The following is a 14,281-nucleotide window of genomic DNA, read 5'->3' as shown; positions in this document are numbered from 1 at the left end:
TCAATTGCAGTAACATTAGGCATTGTTGAATCTCACATAAAAAACTTTTAGCCTATATTTGCAAATTAATTGACTCTTAGTGGGGTTTTGCGTGAGGGATAGCAGCGGCATCCTTTTGTGAAGTGCTAACGGAACAAAAGATAGAGCGCATAGCCCGACGGCTTTTTCTGCCGGCACGCCCACAAGCTGACAAGCAAATTTATTGATATTTACTGAAAATGAAACATATAAGAAATTTTTGCATTATTGCACATATTGATCACGGGAAAAGTACGCTTGCAGACCGTTTACTAGGTGCTACACAAACTGTAACTGCTCGTGAAGAAAAGGCGCAATTACTTGACAATATGGACTTGGAGCGTGAACGTGGTATTACTATTAAAAGTCACGCGATTCAGATGGAGTACACGTACAAGGGTGAAGAATACATCTTGAACTTGATTGACACTCCGGGACACGTTGATTTTTCGTATGAAGTTTCTCGATCTATTGCTGCTTGCGAAGGGGCACTTTTGATTGTGGATGCAGCACAAAGTATTCAGGCACAAACTATTTCAAATTTATATCTGGCTTTAGAGAACGACTTGGAAATTATTCCGGTTTTGAACAAAGTAGATTTACCTAGCGCCAATCCTGAAGAGGTGAGCGATGATATTATTGACTTATTGGGTTGCAACCTAGAGGACATTATTCACGCCTCTGGAAAAACTGGTTTTGGTGTCGAAAATATATTAGCAGCAATTATTGAAAAAATACCTGCTCCAAAAGGAAATGTTGACGAGCCTTTGCAAGCTTTGATTTTTGACTCTCATTACAACCCGTTTAGAGGTATTGAGGTTATTTTTAGAGTGGTAAATGGCGAAATTAAGAAAGGACAAAAAATTAAATTCATGGCTACTGGCAATGAATATTTTGCTGATGAAATAGGTACTTTGAAACTCAATCAAGTGCCAAAACAAGTGATTTCAGCAGGTGATGTTGGATACTTAATTTCTGGAATTAAAGAGGCGAAAGAAGTAAAAGTAGGTGATACACTTACGGATGCAAAAACACCAACAACAAATATGATCACGGGTTTTGAGGATGTAAAACCAATGGTTTTTGCTGGTATTTATCCTGTTGATACAGAGGATTATGAAGATTTGCGTGCCTCGATGGAAAAACTACAACTGAACGATGCTTCGCTTGTATTTTCAGCCGAGAGTTCTGCAGCTTTAGGTTTTGGTTTCCGTTGCGGATTCTTAGGAATGTTACACATGGAAATTATTCAGGAACGTTTAGAACGTGAATTTAACATGACTGTAATCACCACGGTTCCTAACGTTTCGTACTTGGCATATACCAAAAAAGAACCTGATACAGCAATCATTGTAAACAACCCAAGTGATTTACCGGAGGCTACAAAATTAGACCGTGTTGAAGAGCCATTTATCAAAGCTACTATCATTACCAAAGCTGACTTTGTGGGGAACGTAATGAGTTTGTGTATTGAAAAGCGCGGGCAAATTACCAATCAAACCTATTTGACAACGGAGCGTGTGGAATTGAATTTTGACATGCCACTGGCTGAAATCGTATTTGATTTTTATGATAGGCTAAAAACGGTTTCCAAAGGATATGCATCATTTGATTATTCTCCGATAGGATTGAGAGAATCTAAACTTGTAAAAATGGATATTTTGCTCAATGCAAATCAATTAGATGCGCTTTCAGCCTTGATTCACGCAGATAACGCCTATACCATTGGTAAAAAAATGTGTGAAAAATTGCGAGAATTAATTCCAAGACAACAATTTGAAATCCCAATACAAGCCTCAATTGGTGCTAAAATTATCGCTCGTGAAACCATCAAAGCATTGCGTAAAGACGTTACCGCAAAATGTTACGGTGGAGATATTTCACGTAAACGTAAATTATTAGAAAAACAGAAAAAAGGTAAAAAACGTATGCGCCAAGTAGGAAACGTTGAAATTCCACAAGAAGCGTTTATGGCGGTTCTTAAACTGAATGACTAATTTTTTTAGAAAAAAGAATATAGAACAAAGAATATAGAGAAAACCTGACGATGGAAATTGTCAGGTTTTTTATTAGATTTCATTTAACAATCGCATAACATCTTCTACTTTAAAAAGTTGAGTTCCTTCGTTCATAGTTGCTGCAGAACCACAAGCAACTCCAATTTGTATCACTTCTTTTAAAGTTTTGTTTTGAGACAATGCCCACACCATACCACCCACCATACTGTCGCCAGCTCCTACGGTACTTTTCTTTTCTACTTTTGGCGCTTTAACAAAATGAGTTTCGTCTTGAGTGACTAAAATGGCTCCATCAGCTCCCAGTGAAACTACTATAATTTCTGCACTTTTATTTTCAATTAATTTTTTGGCCGCTTTTTCAACCTCTGGTAATTCTAATCGTTCGGTACCAATTAATTTTGCTAATTCGCCAATGTTGGGTTTAATTAGATAAACTCCTGTTTCTAAGACTTTTTTCAGCGGTTCACCAGATGTATCAACAATAACCTTGATGTTAGAAGCTTGGGCTATTTGGGCTATTTGTTTGTAAAAATCAGTTGCTAATCCTTCATTTAAGCTTCCGCTGATGACAAGATAATCTGTTTTTAAATCTTTTACTTTATGCAAAATTTCATCTTGTTCAGCTAGAGACAACTCATTTCCTGGAAAACCAAAACGGTACTGCGATTGTGTTTCAGAATCAAAAGCAATAAAATTTTCTCTTGTCCAACTTTTAGTTCTTATCATTTCAGATTGCAAACCTTCTTTTTTAATTAATTCTTCGAGCAATTCGCCAGAAGAACCACCAGAAGTAAAAATACATTTGGACGTACCTCCTAATTTTGCAATGGCTTTAGATACATTTATACCGCCACCACCAGCATCATAACGCGGTTTTCCACATCTAATTTTTTGCTCAGCGATAAGTCCCGTAAAATGAGTTGATTTATCTAAGGAAGGATTTATGGTTAGCGTTGTGATTGTTTTCATGAAAGATATTTTACAATCATAAAGATGCGAAAAAATCTGTGGTAATCTGTCTAATCTGTGGCAAATTATATAAAGATGGATGAATAGTAAGAGTTACGATTGTTTTCATGTAAGATGTTTTACAATCATCAAGTAACGAAAAAATCTGTGTAATCTGTGGCAAATTATCTAAAGATGGATGTATAGTAAGAGTTGCGATTGTTTTCATGTAAGATGTTTTACAATCATCAAGTAACGAAAAAATCTGTGGTAATCTGTGTAATCTGTGGTAAATTATCTAAATATGGATGTATAGTAAGAGTTACGAGTTTTCATGAAAGATGTTTTACAATCCTTAAGATGCGAAAAAATCTGTGGTAATCTGTGTAATCTGTGGCAAGAAAACTTTGTACCTTTGCAAAATGATAGAAGATAAAAATCCACAACGTACAAGTATAGCTCAATTAGGAGAATTTGGACTAATTGATCATTTGACTAAAAATTTTGCAATCAACCAATCATCTACCTTAAAAGGGATTGGAGATGATGCAGCTGTTTTAGACTTCAAGGACAAAAAAATTGTTGTTTCAACCGATTTATTGATTGAAGGCGTACATTTTGATTTGGCTTACATGCCCTTAAAACATTTGGGATATAAAGCTGTTGTAGTCAATGTTTCGGATATTTGCGCTATGAATGCCAAGGCAACACAAATCACTGTTTCGGTTGCCGTTTCTAACCGATTTCCACTAGAAGCTTTAGAAGAGTTGTTTGCTGGTATTACACATGCCGCAGCTGAATACAATATTGATGTAATTGGCGGTGACACCACATCATCTCAAAAAGGATTAATAATTAGCATTACTGCCATCGGAGAAGCAAACGAAGATGAAATTGTATATCGTAATGGGGCCAAAGAAACCGATTTGCTGGTAGTTACTGGAGATATCGGTGCTGCCTACATGGGATTACAAGTTTTGGAACGTGAGAAACAAGTTTTTCAAGTGAACCCAAATTCACAACCTGATTTAGACGCTTATACTTATCTTATTGAACGTCAATTAAAGCCTGAAGCACGCAAAGATGTTCGTACATTACTGCATGCACTTGAAGTAAAACCTACGGCTATGATTGATATTTCAGACGGACTTTCCTCTGAGATTATGCACATTTGTAAACAGTCAAAAGTAGGTTGTAATTTATACGAAGACAAATTACCTATTGATCCGCAGTTTATCAATGTTTGCGAAGAGTTTAATATTGATAGCACCACTGTTGCCATTAACGGAGGTGAAGATTACGAATTGCTATTTACAATCTCGATTCAAGATTTTGAGAAAATAAAAGCCAATCCAAATTTTACTATCATCGGTCACATGACCCAAGAAAGTGAAGGAATTCATTTAATTACAAGAGCGAATACTAAAATCCCACTAAAAGCGCGTGGTTGGGATGCTATTAGTTAATAGACAAAACTAAAAAACGACACCAAAAGTGTCGTTTTTTTTATTTTAAAATAATAATCCTTTGTTTTTAGCTTCTACGACTAAGGCGCTGTAGTCGTTGTATTCAACACGTAAAAGCTCTTTTAAGTTTACAATACGACGCTCAATAGCCCCCACCGATATCGGAATATATTGCACCATGTTTGTAATACTTGTGCCTTTTGAAAGATGAAATAAAATTTGTTCGTCAAATTGATCAATTTCAATAGCATCAACCTCTGCTAAGTTAAGCATTTTAACAACTGATTCACTGTAGTAATTATTGTTGTTTATAATTTTATCAAAAGCAAAAATTAATTCATCAAATGTCAAATCATTTTTGATAACCAGTCCAGCAGGATTGATTGTATTAATAATCGTTTTTATTTTTAATAATTCCGTGTACATGGTCAACAAAATTATTTTACAATCTGGCATCGTATCCAAGATTAATTTGGCCACATCCTCGCCTGAGTAGATTTGTTTTTCCTCAAATGCAGGCATACTAATATCTAAAAAAGCAATATCAAAAACAGGACTGTCTGGGTTTGTTATAATTTCGTATGCGGATTCACAATCTTTAGCTTGAGTAATTAAAAAATCGTATTCGTTTGGATTGTAACGTGTTATAGCATTTTTATAACCTTCAATTATAAAACGATGATCATCAACTATTAATATGTTTTGTATTTTCTTTTGTTTTTCAACCGATTCAATCTCGCTTCCCATTCTTGTTTTTATTGTATTTAAGCAATTGGCAAAGTAACCGTAACAGTAGTCCCTTGCAATTTTGCTGATTTAATATCGACAACACCCTCACACTCGTTAGTTCGGAACAAGATATTTTGCAAACCTATTCCTTTCTTAGCTGTTTTCACATTGAAACCCTTGCCGTCATCTGATATTTTCAATATCAGATGATCTTCTTCTTTCTTCAGATCGACATTAATCTTTAAAGCCTCGGCGTATTTATTCGTATTTTGCAAAATTTCTTGAATTATACGGTACAAATTAATTTTTACAGCATTACTAACCAACTCCCAACGAATAGTAGCATCAATATTTACTATAAATTTTGACTTATAGGTTTTCTTCTGTTCTTCAAATAAATTATTAACTATTGCAACGAAGTTATTAATTAATTCTGATTTTTCCCTATTCAAATCATGTGAAATTTCACGGATGTCCTGCTCAATATTTTTCAATTCAGCTAAATAATTGATTCTTTGCAACATAGCTGATTCGTCTTGCTGCTTATTCAAACCATCCAGATTCATACGTACGCCAAACATTCTGCCCAGTACCCCATCATGCAATTCGCGCGCAACTCTCTTTTTCTCCTCAACTCTACTAATTTCAATAGTATTTTGTTGCGAAATCATTAAATTATAAATCTCCTCATTTGCTATTTGTTGCTGTTGTTTAAATAACAGCTCTCTGTTTTTTGCTTTTTGAGATTTAATTTTAAAAATTAACAATCCTAAAATACCAAGTCCTGAAAAAAGATATACTAAATTTCTATTTTGCTGCGCTAGTTCATTGTTTTCACTTTTAATCTCGTCAGTTTCGTATTCGATGCGGGTAAATTTATTACCCATTTTGCGTTCTGATTTTTGAAGTTGTTCGCTTACCTTAATATATTCATTGGCATATTGAATTGCATTTTTAGGATCAATTAGAGACAAATGTTTCAAAGAGTTTAGAATGTTTCGATAATTATTAGTTTTTTGCGACAATACCAATGCTTGTTTGGCGTACAAACTAGCCAAAGTTGTATCTTTTTTTGAAATAAAATACTCTGACAAATTAATTTTACTAGCTATTACTCCACTAGTTAGTTTCAAGCTATCTCTAATTTTTAAGGATTGAAAAAACAAATCAGGTAGCTGTGCTTTTTCTTTAAGTTTGAATTTTGAATAGGCCAAATTGTTTAATAACATTGCGTAAATATATGGCTTGTCACTTGAAATATTTTTTTGGTTTAAACCTTTTAGGAAATAATCTTTAGCCTGTTTATATTTTTCTCTCTTCAAATATAAATATCCAATGTTGTTGTACGAAGTAGCTTCTGGTTGATAAAATGATGACATCAACTCACCATCTATACTTGCAAGTGCTTTATTATGATAGACCATTGCATTATCATAGTCTTCTAATTCATTATAAATTAACCCTAATAAATTGTATGCGTCGTACATTACATCACTATGATACCTATTTTGTTTAATCTTTAATGCTTTAGATGTCGATTTCTCCGAACCTAGAAAATCACTTTGATAAAATTGGATATTAGCTTTTTTTATAATTGTTACTGCTAAATTATAATTATCATTTAATTGCAAATACATTTTTTGTGCTTTGTTGTAAAAGAAAAAAGAACTATCTGGTTTCCCTTGAGAATCAAAGTAATCTCCTAAATAATTATTTGCTTTTGCCATGCTAATAGCATCATTCTTTAATTCGGATTTTTCCAGAATTAATTCAACAGTGCTTTTATATGCTCTCCAATTTTCAACATTATAATAACGATTAGCAATTTTGAAAAGATTTACGCGATATATGGAATCATTTTCTTGGGTCGATACAATCTTGAAAGCTTTCTTGATATATCTCTGTCGTTGTTCATATGCTAAATCAAAATCGTTTGCAAGAGACAGATAAGAATTGAGACTATCACTGGAATTTGTAGTATAATGAAATTCTTGATTTTTTTGATCACATGAGCTTAATAGCATTATCAAAAAAATAGTTTTGTTTAGTGTCTGTTTCAAATGGAAAAATATTTATTATCAAAAATAAAAAAATAAACTTCTCAACAAAGAAAAAGCCGTCAAATACTTGACGGCTTTTTCTTTATCTTAACAGAAACTATTAATTATTAGTCCATTTTCTTATTTCCACCAGTTCCACCATTTCCTGAAATATCTAATGTCATGTTGTCAACTTTAAGAATCTCAACTTTGTTGTCATTCGATGCATTAGCAACCTCTGCGTTAGAAGTAAAAGAAGTTAAAACCATTACTAAAGAAAATAATCCTGATACTAAAAGTGCTTTTTTCATAACCTTGGGTTTTTTATGTTTTTGTTAGTTTTTTTTATTTGTTTTAGAACCATTTATTTGTTGATTCTTTTGTAAAACTAAGCAGACAACTTTACTTTTTGCCCGTAAAAACACGCTATATGGTAGATTGCCACCAAATGAAAGTGAATGATGCTCAAATTATGGTAAATGGATGTTTTTTATATTTCTAAATAATTTCCATCTGAGAAATCATTGATAATTGTATCAATATTAGACTTGTAAGACTTTGAAAAAGGAAGTTTAACCGCACTATTTTTAATGTAGCAAAGCGCATTACCAGTATGGATTCGTACAATATAATTTCGGTTAATGATATAGCTATTATGAATTCTAATAAATGGACTATTGAGCGCAGCTTCAAAATGTTTTAAGGTTTTGAAAGCCGTAATCATTTCGCCCGTGTTAAGGTGTATATCCGTTGAGTTGTTATCTGCTTTTAGGTAACAAATATCATTGGTATCTATGTACCTGTAATCACCGTATGATTTGATGCATAAAATTAATGGCTGATCAGATGGGGTTTGTGCCTCTTTATTGATTGTAATTATATCTTGCCTCGGTAGCGCTTTTTCAATACAGGTAGGCGTTTCCAAAATTGATTTATTCAATTTCAAAATCAATTTCACCAAATCAATATGCTGAACTGGCTTAATAAGATAATCAGCTACTTCGAACTTAATAGCATCAAAAGCAAAGTTTTTGGTTCTGGTAGTAATTATAATTTTCGGAATAACTTTTAGATACCGATGCAGCTCATTTATTAGTTGTAATGATAAATTACTTTTTTTACTGGCTGGATCAATTTCAAGAAAAACAAGATCAGGTTGGTGTTCTAAAATACAATTTAACCCTTCATCATAATTATTTGCAGCAGCTATAAAATTTAATTCTGGAAAACGAGAAAGCGCAGCTTTCGTTTCCAAAACACATTCGTGATGATCATCAATAATAATGTACGAATAACTCATTAACGATTTTCCTAAAACAAATAGGACCTGCAAATTAATTTATAAAGCCATTTCGACTTTCGAAAATTTGATAAATAGGGTAATTTTGGGAAACTAATTAAACAAGAATCACTTATTTAACAGTCTAAAAATAAGCAAATAACAATTTTATTAAAGATCTTGTTAATATGTTCTTAACAAATGTTGACACATAAAGATGAACTACAAATAAATCCGATAAAATACATATTTTATTCGCTTTTGAACCTGTAAATTCCTATCTAATTACTGTAAATATTAGCTATTTTTGCTAAAACCATAAAAAAAAGCCTTCCGTTACGGAAAGCTTTTCTTAATCTTTTTATTCGGTAAATTAATCTACATTTTCATCAACCAAGTTTTCATTGAAACTTCGTTTTCTATAATTGCTTTTAAATCAGCAATCGCTACACGATCTTGTTTCATAGTATCTCTATGACGAATGGTTACGGTTTGATCTTCTGCAGTTTGATGATCTACGGTGATACAAAATGGGGTTCCCAAGGCATCTTGTCTGCGGTAACGTCTTCCTACTGCATCTTTTTCATCGTAAGATACGCTAAAATCCCATTTTAAATCGTCAATAATTTGTCTGGCAATTTCTGGTAAACCGTCTTTTTTTACTAATGGTAAAATCGCAGCTTTTGTAGGAGCAAGTACTGATGGTAATTTTAAAACTGTTCGCGTTGATCCGTCCTCAAGTGTTTCTTCTTTTAAGGAAGTAGCAAAAACAGCCAAGAACATTCTGTCTAAACCAACTGAAGTTTCTACAACGTACGGTACATAATTTTGATTCAATTCGGCATCAAAATATTGTAATTTTCTACCTGAAAACTGCTCGTGCGCTTTTAAATCGAAATCGGTTCTAGAGTGAATTCCTTCTAATTCTTTAAACCCAAATGGAAAATCAAATTCGATATCAGCGGCAGCATTAGCGTAGTGGGCTAACTTCTCGTGATTGTGAAAACGGTATCTTTCTTTTCCTAAACCAAGTGACAAGTGCCATTTAAGTCGGGCTTCTTTCCAGAAATCGTAGTGTTTCATTTCTTCGCCTGGACGCACAAAAAATTGCATTTCCATTTGTTCAAACTCACGCATACGGAAAATAAATTGTCTTGCCACAATTTCGTTTCTGAACGCTTTACCAGTTTGAGCAATTCCAAAAGGAACTTTCATACGTCCGGATTTTTGAACGTTTAAAAAGTTAACAAAAATTCCCTGAGCTGTTTCTGGACGCAAATACAAATCCATTGCTGAATCAGCAGATGCTCCTAATTTGGTACCAAACATTAGGTTAAATTGTTTTACCTCAGTCCAATTTCTTGAACCTGAATCAGGACAAGCAATTTCAAGCTCTTCGATTAAAGCTTTTACATCGGCCAAGTCCTCGTTACCAAGAGAGCGAGCCATCCGTTCAAGAATTTCTCTCTCTTTGGCTTTGTACTCCATAACGCGCGTGTTAGTAGTAACAAATTCTTGTTCATTAAAAGCTTCGCCAAAACGAGTTCGGGCTTTTTCTATTTCTTTTTGCGCCTTTTGATTGAGTTTTTCAGCATAATCTTCAATCAAAACATCGGCTCTGTATCTTTTTTTAGAATCCTTATTGTCTATTAAAGGATCGTTAAACGCATCTACGTGACCGGATGCTTTCCAAGTTGTAGGATGCATTAATATGGAAGCGTCAAGGCCCACGATGTTTTCATTCATCTGAACCATAGCGCGCCACCAATATTCGCGTATATTCTTTTTTAACTCTACTCCGTTTTGTGCATAATCATAGACTGCACTTAAACCATCGTATATTTCGCTTGACGGAAAAATAAATCCGTACTCTTTTGCGTGCGAAACTACATTCTTAAATAAATCTTCTTGTTTTGCCATAGTATTGCAAAAATATAAAAAGTGAACTTAAAAAAAAGCAATTTCTTGGAGTTTGAAGTCCTGATTTGATTAATTTTAGCATTAAAACCCTGATTATATGTTTCAAAGCCTCATTAATCTCTTTTTTCCAAAAGTTTGTTCCGGCTGCAGTACCTTATTATTGGGTACCGAAAATATGATTTGCACTACATGCCGTCACGATGCGCCATTGACACATCATCATTTAAACCCTGAAAATGATGCCTACAAAAAATTTTACGGTAGGGTTTTAGTTCAGCATGCTTCAGCTTTATTTTATTTTCATAAAAAGGGAATCGTGCAAGAGCTAATTCATAATCTAAAGTACAAAGGCCATGAAGAATTAGGTCCATTAATAGGTGAATGGTATGCCGGAGATTTAAAAACGGTGGTTGCTTTACAAGACGTAGACCAAATTATTCCGGTTCCTTTGCATCCAAAAAAATATAAAGAACGCGGCTACAATCAAGTAAGCGGATTTGGAAAAGCACTTTCTGAACAGCTAGATATCGCATATAATAACAAAGTACTAATTCGAAAAGTCTATTCGAAAACACAATCTAAAAAAAACTTGCTGGGCAGGTCAGAACTAAACGAGACAATTTTTGATGTTGTTTTTTCTGAAAAAGAGCACAACAAACATTTTTTGTTGGTTGATGATGTTCTTACAACTGGCGCTACACTTGAAGCTTGCTCACGGGCTTTATTAAATATTCCTGGTGCAAAAATCAGTATTGTTTGTATGGCTATGGCGCATTCCTAAAACTAAAAAAATGATAGGGTACAAATGGACACAATTTCATTAGTTGAACCGAAAAAAAATTAAATTGCTTATTACCAATGTTTTAATTCTAAAAATAAACTACTATAGCATAATTTAATGAAATTATAACGAAATAGAATTTCCGTTTCCAAACTTTAATGAGTAAATTTGACTATTAAATTAATTCACTTATAAAACAAACATATTATGGCTTTTGAATTACCACAATTACCTTATGCATACGATGCATTAGAACCACATATTGATGCTCGTACAATGGAAATCCACCATTCTAAGCACCACAATGCTTACACAACCAATTTGAATGCTGCCATTGCAGGAACAGATATGGAAGGTAAAACCATTGAAAATATTTTAATAAACCTAGATTTAAAAAACGCTGCTGTACGTAACAATGGTGGAGGTTTTTACAACCACCTCTTGTTTTGGACTGTAATGACACCTAACGGTGGCGGCTTACCAACAGGAGATTTATTAGCAGCAATTGAAGCTGCTTTTGGGACTTTTGAAGAGTTTAAAGCTAGTTTTAGTAAAGCGGGTGCTACACAGTTTGGTTCAGGATGGGCTTGGCTTTGTGTACAAAAAGGAGGAAAACTTGAGGTTTGCGGTACACCAAATCAAGACAATCCGTTAATGCCAGGAGTAGGCTGTGGCGGAACACCTATTTTGGCAATGGACGTTTGGGAACATGCTTACTACTTAAACTACCAAAACAGAAGACCTGATTATATTGAAGCATTTTTCAACGTAATCAATTGGACTGAAGTTTCAAGAAGATATGCTTTAGAGAAATAGTCTTCTAGGACAATAGAATATATAAAATAGACGAATTAACCTTGAGTTTGTTCGTCTATTTTTTGTTTTTAAACTAAAGTTGACTTCTCTTTTAAAACTTTTTCACAAAAAAAAGACGAGCCAAAAAACTTAATTTGCTCGTCTTTATATCTTTCTCGATTTCCTTATTTCTATTCACTACCTTGACTTTATTCCAATAAAAAAGGTGGAATCTCTTCCACCCTTTTTGCCCCAAATCTACCATAAATTTAACCTACTAATATTATGGTTCTTCAAATGTATAACAGTGCTTCAATCACTGCAAATATTTTAGACTAACAACTCATAAAACCGATTAAAAACTATTTCGAATCGATTTATTAGTACGCTCTTGCATCTTTCCCTTCGTAAAAGTTCATAAAGGCTCTATTTACCACACGATTACCACCTGGAGTAGGATAGTCTCCTGTAAAATACCAATCGCCTAAATTTTTAGGACAAGCTATATGCAAATCCTCCACTGTTTGAAAAATAATTTTTACCTCGGCTTTAATTTCAGGTGAACTTAACATCTCGGAAATTTTATCTGATATCTCCTGTGGATGAAATGGTTCATAAATAGCAGTAACATAATTGACTACCTCGCTATCTTTGAAATTTTCCTGTGCTTTGCATTTAGCATATACTTCATCTACAATATGATACAAATTGCGTTCTTTCAATAGTTCAAGCGCAGCTCTAAAGGCAACTAACCCCTCCAACTTGGCCATATCAATACCATAACAATCTGGATAACGTATTTGTGGCGCAGATGAAACAATTACAATTCGTTTTGGATTCAAGCGATCCATCATTTTGATAATACTCATTTTAAGAGTAGTTCCACGTACAATACTATCATCAATAATAACCAAATTATCAGTTGGTTTGATTACGCCATAAGTAACATCATATACGTGTGCAACCAAGTCGTCTCTACTACTATCTTCGGTAATAAAAGTTCGCAGCTTAGCATCTTTAATTGCTACTTTTTCAGTTCTAATTTTTACAGACAATAACTCTTGCAAAGACTCTTTGGTCAAGGTATTTCTGTTTTCTAGGATAAAATTATTTTTTCGTTGGTTCAAGAAATCCTGAGCCGCTTCGACCAAACCGTAAAAAGAAGTTTCAGCAGTGTTTGGTATGTATGAAAAAACAGTATTGTCCGTATCTTCATCGATAGACTCTAAAACGGCAGGCAAAATTAAACGCCCTAGATTTTTTCTTTCCTGATAAATTTCGGCGTCACTACCTCTTGAGAAATAAATGCGCTCAAATGAACACGCTTTTTTAACCGTTGGAGGCAAAATTTCTTTCATAGAAATCGTGCCATTCTTTTTGATAATCAATGCATTTCCTGGCTCAATTTCTTGAACCGACTCGAAAGGAACATTAAATACCGTCTGAATCACTGGTCGCTCTGAAGCTACCACCACAATTTCATCATCTTGATAAAAGTAAGCAGGTCTAATTCCGGCAGGATCTCTAAATACAAAAGAATCACCGTGACCAAGAAGTCCAGCCATGGCATACCCTCCATCTAAATTTTTAGCTGCACGTGCCAAAATTTTAGCTACATCCAATCGTTCTGCAATTACGGGAGACGCTTCTCTTTTAGTCAATCCTTCATTTTTACAATCTTGGTACAAATCAGTAACGGCATCGTCTAGAAAATGACCAATTTTTTCCATCACCGTCACCGTATCCGCCATTTCTTTTGGATGTTGCCCTAAGTCAATTAGGTTCTGGAACAACTCTTTCACATTGGTCATGTTGAAATTTCCAGCAAGAATTAAGTTGCGATGCATCCAATTGTTCTGACGTAAAAATGGGTGTACACTCTCGATACTGTTTTTACCAAAAGTTCCGTATCGAACGTGTCCTAAAAACAATTCTCCTATGTATGGAATTTTTTGTTTTTGCAAGGCCACATTATCAGCGTACTCTGGATGGGCTTCCATTTCTTCGTTAATACGATCGTTGATTTGCTTAAAAACATCTTGAATAGGTTGCGCATGATTGGAGCGAACTCTACTGATGTATCTTTCTCCCGGATCGACATCTAGTTTTATACTGGCGAAACCAGCACCATCTTGTCCGCGGTTATGCTGCTTTTCCATTAAAAGATACATTTTCTGGATACCGTAAAATGCAGTTCCGTATTTTTCTTTGTAATATTCAAGCGGTTTAAGTAATCTAACTAAGGCTATTCCACATTCGTGTTTTAAAGCATCGCTCATTGTAAGTAA

At 34.1% G+C, this 14,281-nt stretch carries 11 protein-coding genes; 4 read left to right on the top strand and 7 right to left on the bottom strand.

All coding sequences use genetic code 11. From position 1 onward, the window contains the following. The first annotated feature begins 218 nt into the window (after nt 1-218). Nucleotides 219-2,015 (top strand): translation elongation factor 4, encoded by a 1,797-nt coding sequence (gene lepA, locus G9Q29_RS01865; protein WP_166132808.1) that lies wholly within the window; start codon nt 219-221, stop codon nt 2,013-2,015. A 72-nt stretch (nt 2,016-2,087) separates the two neighbouring features. Here lepA and G9Q29_RS01860 read toward each other — a convergent pair whose 3' ends face one another. After that, on the bottom strand, nt 2,088-3,005 hold the full coding sequence (locus G9Q29_RS01860; protein WP_166132807.1) for a 1-phosphofructokinase family hexose kinase: 918 nt from the start codon (nt 3,003-3,005) through the stop codon (nt 2,088-2,090). Between the two features lie 401 nt (nt 3,006-3,406). On the opposite strand from G9Q29_RS01860, the gene thiL reads away from it, so the two are divergent. Beyond that, nucleotides 3,407-4,450 (top strand): thiamine-phosphate kinase, encoded by a 1,044-nt coding sequence (thiL, locus tag G9Q29_RS01855; RefSeq protein WP_166132806.1) that lies wholly within the window; start codon nt 3,407-3,409, stop codon nt 4,448-4,450. 45 nt (nt 4,451-4,495) lie between these two features. Here thiL and G9Q29_RS01850 read toward each other — a convergent pair whose 3' ends face one another. The 5 genes from G9Q29_RS01850 to G9Q29_RS01830 form a co-directional block, all read right to left on the bottom strand. Then, nucleotides 4,496-5,197 (bottom strand): response regulator, encoded by a 702-nt coding sequence (locus G9Q29_RS01850; RefSeq protein WP_166132805.1) that lies wholly within the window; start codon nt 5,195-5,197, stop codon nt 4,496-4,498. A 17-nt stretch (nt 5,198-5,214) separates the two neighbouring features. Next, complete coding sequence (locus G9Q29_RS01845) at nt 5,215-7,203, bottom strand: tetratricopeptide repeat-containing sensor histidine kinase (RefSeq protein WP_166132804.1); 1,989 nt, start codon at nt 7,201-7,203, stop codon at nt 5,215-5,217. 143 nt (nt 7,204-7,346) lie between these two features. Then, entirely contained in the window at nt 7,347-7,529 is a 183-nt protein-coding gene (locus G9Q29_RS01840; protein ID WP_166132803.1) for a hypothetical protein, read from the bottom strand. A gap of 179 nt (nt 7,530-7,708) precedes the next feature. Then, a complete protein-coding gene (locus tag G9Q29_RS01835; protein WP_166132802.1) occupies nt 7,709-8,518 on the bottom strand; it encodes a LytR/AlgR family response regulator transcription factor in 810 nt (269 codons plus the stop codon). A gap of 357 nt (nt 8,519-8,875) precedes the next feature. Further along, a complete protein-coding gene (locus G9Q29_RS01830; protein ID WP_166132801.1) occupies nt 8,876-10,417 on the bottom strand; it encodes a glycine--tRNA ligase in 1,542 nt (513 codons plus the stop codon). A 97-nt stretch (nt 10,418-10,514) separates the two neighbouring features. On the opposite strand from G9Q29_RS01830, the gene G9Q29_RS01825 reads away from it, so the two are divergent. Beyond that, nucleotides 10,515-11,198, top strand: a complete 684-nt coding sequence (locus G9Q29_RS01825) for a ComF family protein (protein WP_166132800.1) — start codon at nt 10,515-10,517, stop codon at nt 11,196-11,198. Between the two features lie 207 nt (nt 11,199-11,405). Then, on the top strand, nt 11,406-12,014 hold the full coding sequence (locus tag G9Q29_RS01820; protein WP_166132799.1) for a superoxide dismutase: 609 nt from the start codon (nt 11,406-11,408) through the stop codon (nt 12,012-12,014). 359 nt (nt 12,015-12,373) lie between these two features. Here the strand turns inward: G9Q29_RS01820 and G9Q29_RS01815 are convergent, their stop codons facing one another. Continuing rightward, a complete protein-coding gene (locus G9Q29_RS01815; protein WP_166132798.1) occupies nt 12,374-14,272 on the bottom strand; it encodes an amidophosphoribosyltransferase in 1,899 nt (632 codons plus the stop codon). Nucleotides 14,273-14,281: the final 9 nt, after the last annotated feature.

The organism is Flavobacterium turcicum, from assembly GCF_011365745.1.
Taxonomy (GTDB): domain Bacteria; phylum Bacteroidota; class Bacteroidia; order Flavobacteriales; family Flavobacteriaceae; genus Flavobacterium; species Flavobacterium turcicum.
This window is presented reverse-complemented; position numbering and strand designations above follow the sequence as displayed.

What these genes read in the sequence shown, in the direction of transcription:
- G9Q29_RS01815 (WP_166132798.1), bottom strand. Translation starts at nt 14,272, where the DNA reads ATGAGCGATGCTTTAAAACACGAATGTGGAATAGCCTTAGTTAGATTA.
- G9Q29_RS01845 (WP_166132804.1), bottom strand. Translation starts at nt 7,203, where the DNA reads ATGCTATTAAGCTCATGTGATCAAAAAAATCAAGAATTTCATTATACT.
- G9Q29_RS01825 (WP_166132800.1), top strand. Translation starts at nt 10,515, where the DNA reads ATGTTTCAAAGCCTCATTAATCTCTTTTTTCCAAAAGTTTGTTCCGGC.
- G9Q29_RS01860 (WP_166132807.1), bottom strand. Translation starts at nt 3,005, where the DNA reads ATGAAAACAATCACAACGCTAACCATAAATCCTTCCTTAGATAAATCA.
- G9Q29_RS01850 (WP_166132805.1), bottom strand. Translation starts at nt 5,197, where the DNA reads ATGGGAAGCGAGATTGAATCGGTTGAAAAACAAAAGAAAATACAAAAC.
- lepA (WP_166132808.1), top strand. Translation starts at nt 219, where the DNA reads ATGAAACATATAAGAAATTTTTGCATTATTGCACATATTGATCACGGG.
- thiL (WP_166132806.1), top strand. Translation starts at nt 3,407, where the DNA reads ATGATAGAAGATAAAAATCCACAACGTACAAGTATAGCTCAATTAGGA.
- G9Q29_RS01835 (WP_166132802.1), bottom strand. Translation starts at nt 8,518, where the DNA reads ATGAGTTATTCGTACATTATTATTGATGATCATCACGAATGTGTTTTG.
- G9Q29_RS01830 (WP_166132801.1), bottom strand. Translation starts at nt 10,417, where the DNA reads ATGGCAAAACAAGAAGATTTATTTAAGAATGTAGTTTCGCACGCAAAA.
- G9Q29_RS01840 (WP_166132803.1), bottom strand. Translation starts at nt 7,529, where the DNA reads ATGAAAAAAGCACTTTTAGTATCAGGATTATTTTCTTTAGTAATGGTT.
- G9Q29_RS01820 (WP_166132799.1), top strand. Translation starts at nt 11,406, where the DNA reads ATGGCTTTTGAATTACCACAATTACCTTATGCATACGATGCATTAGAA.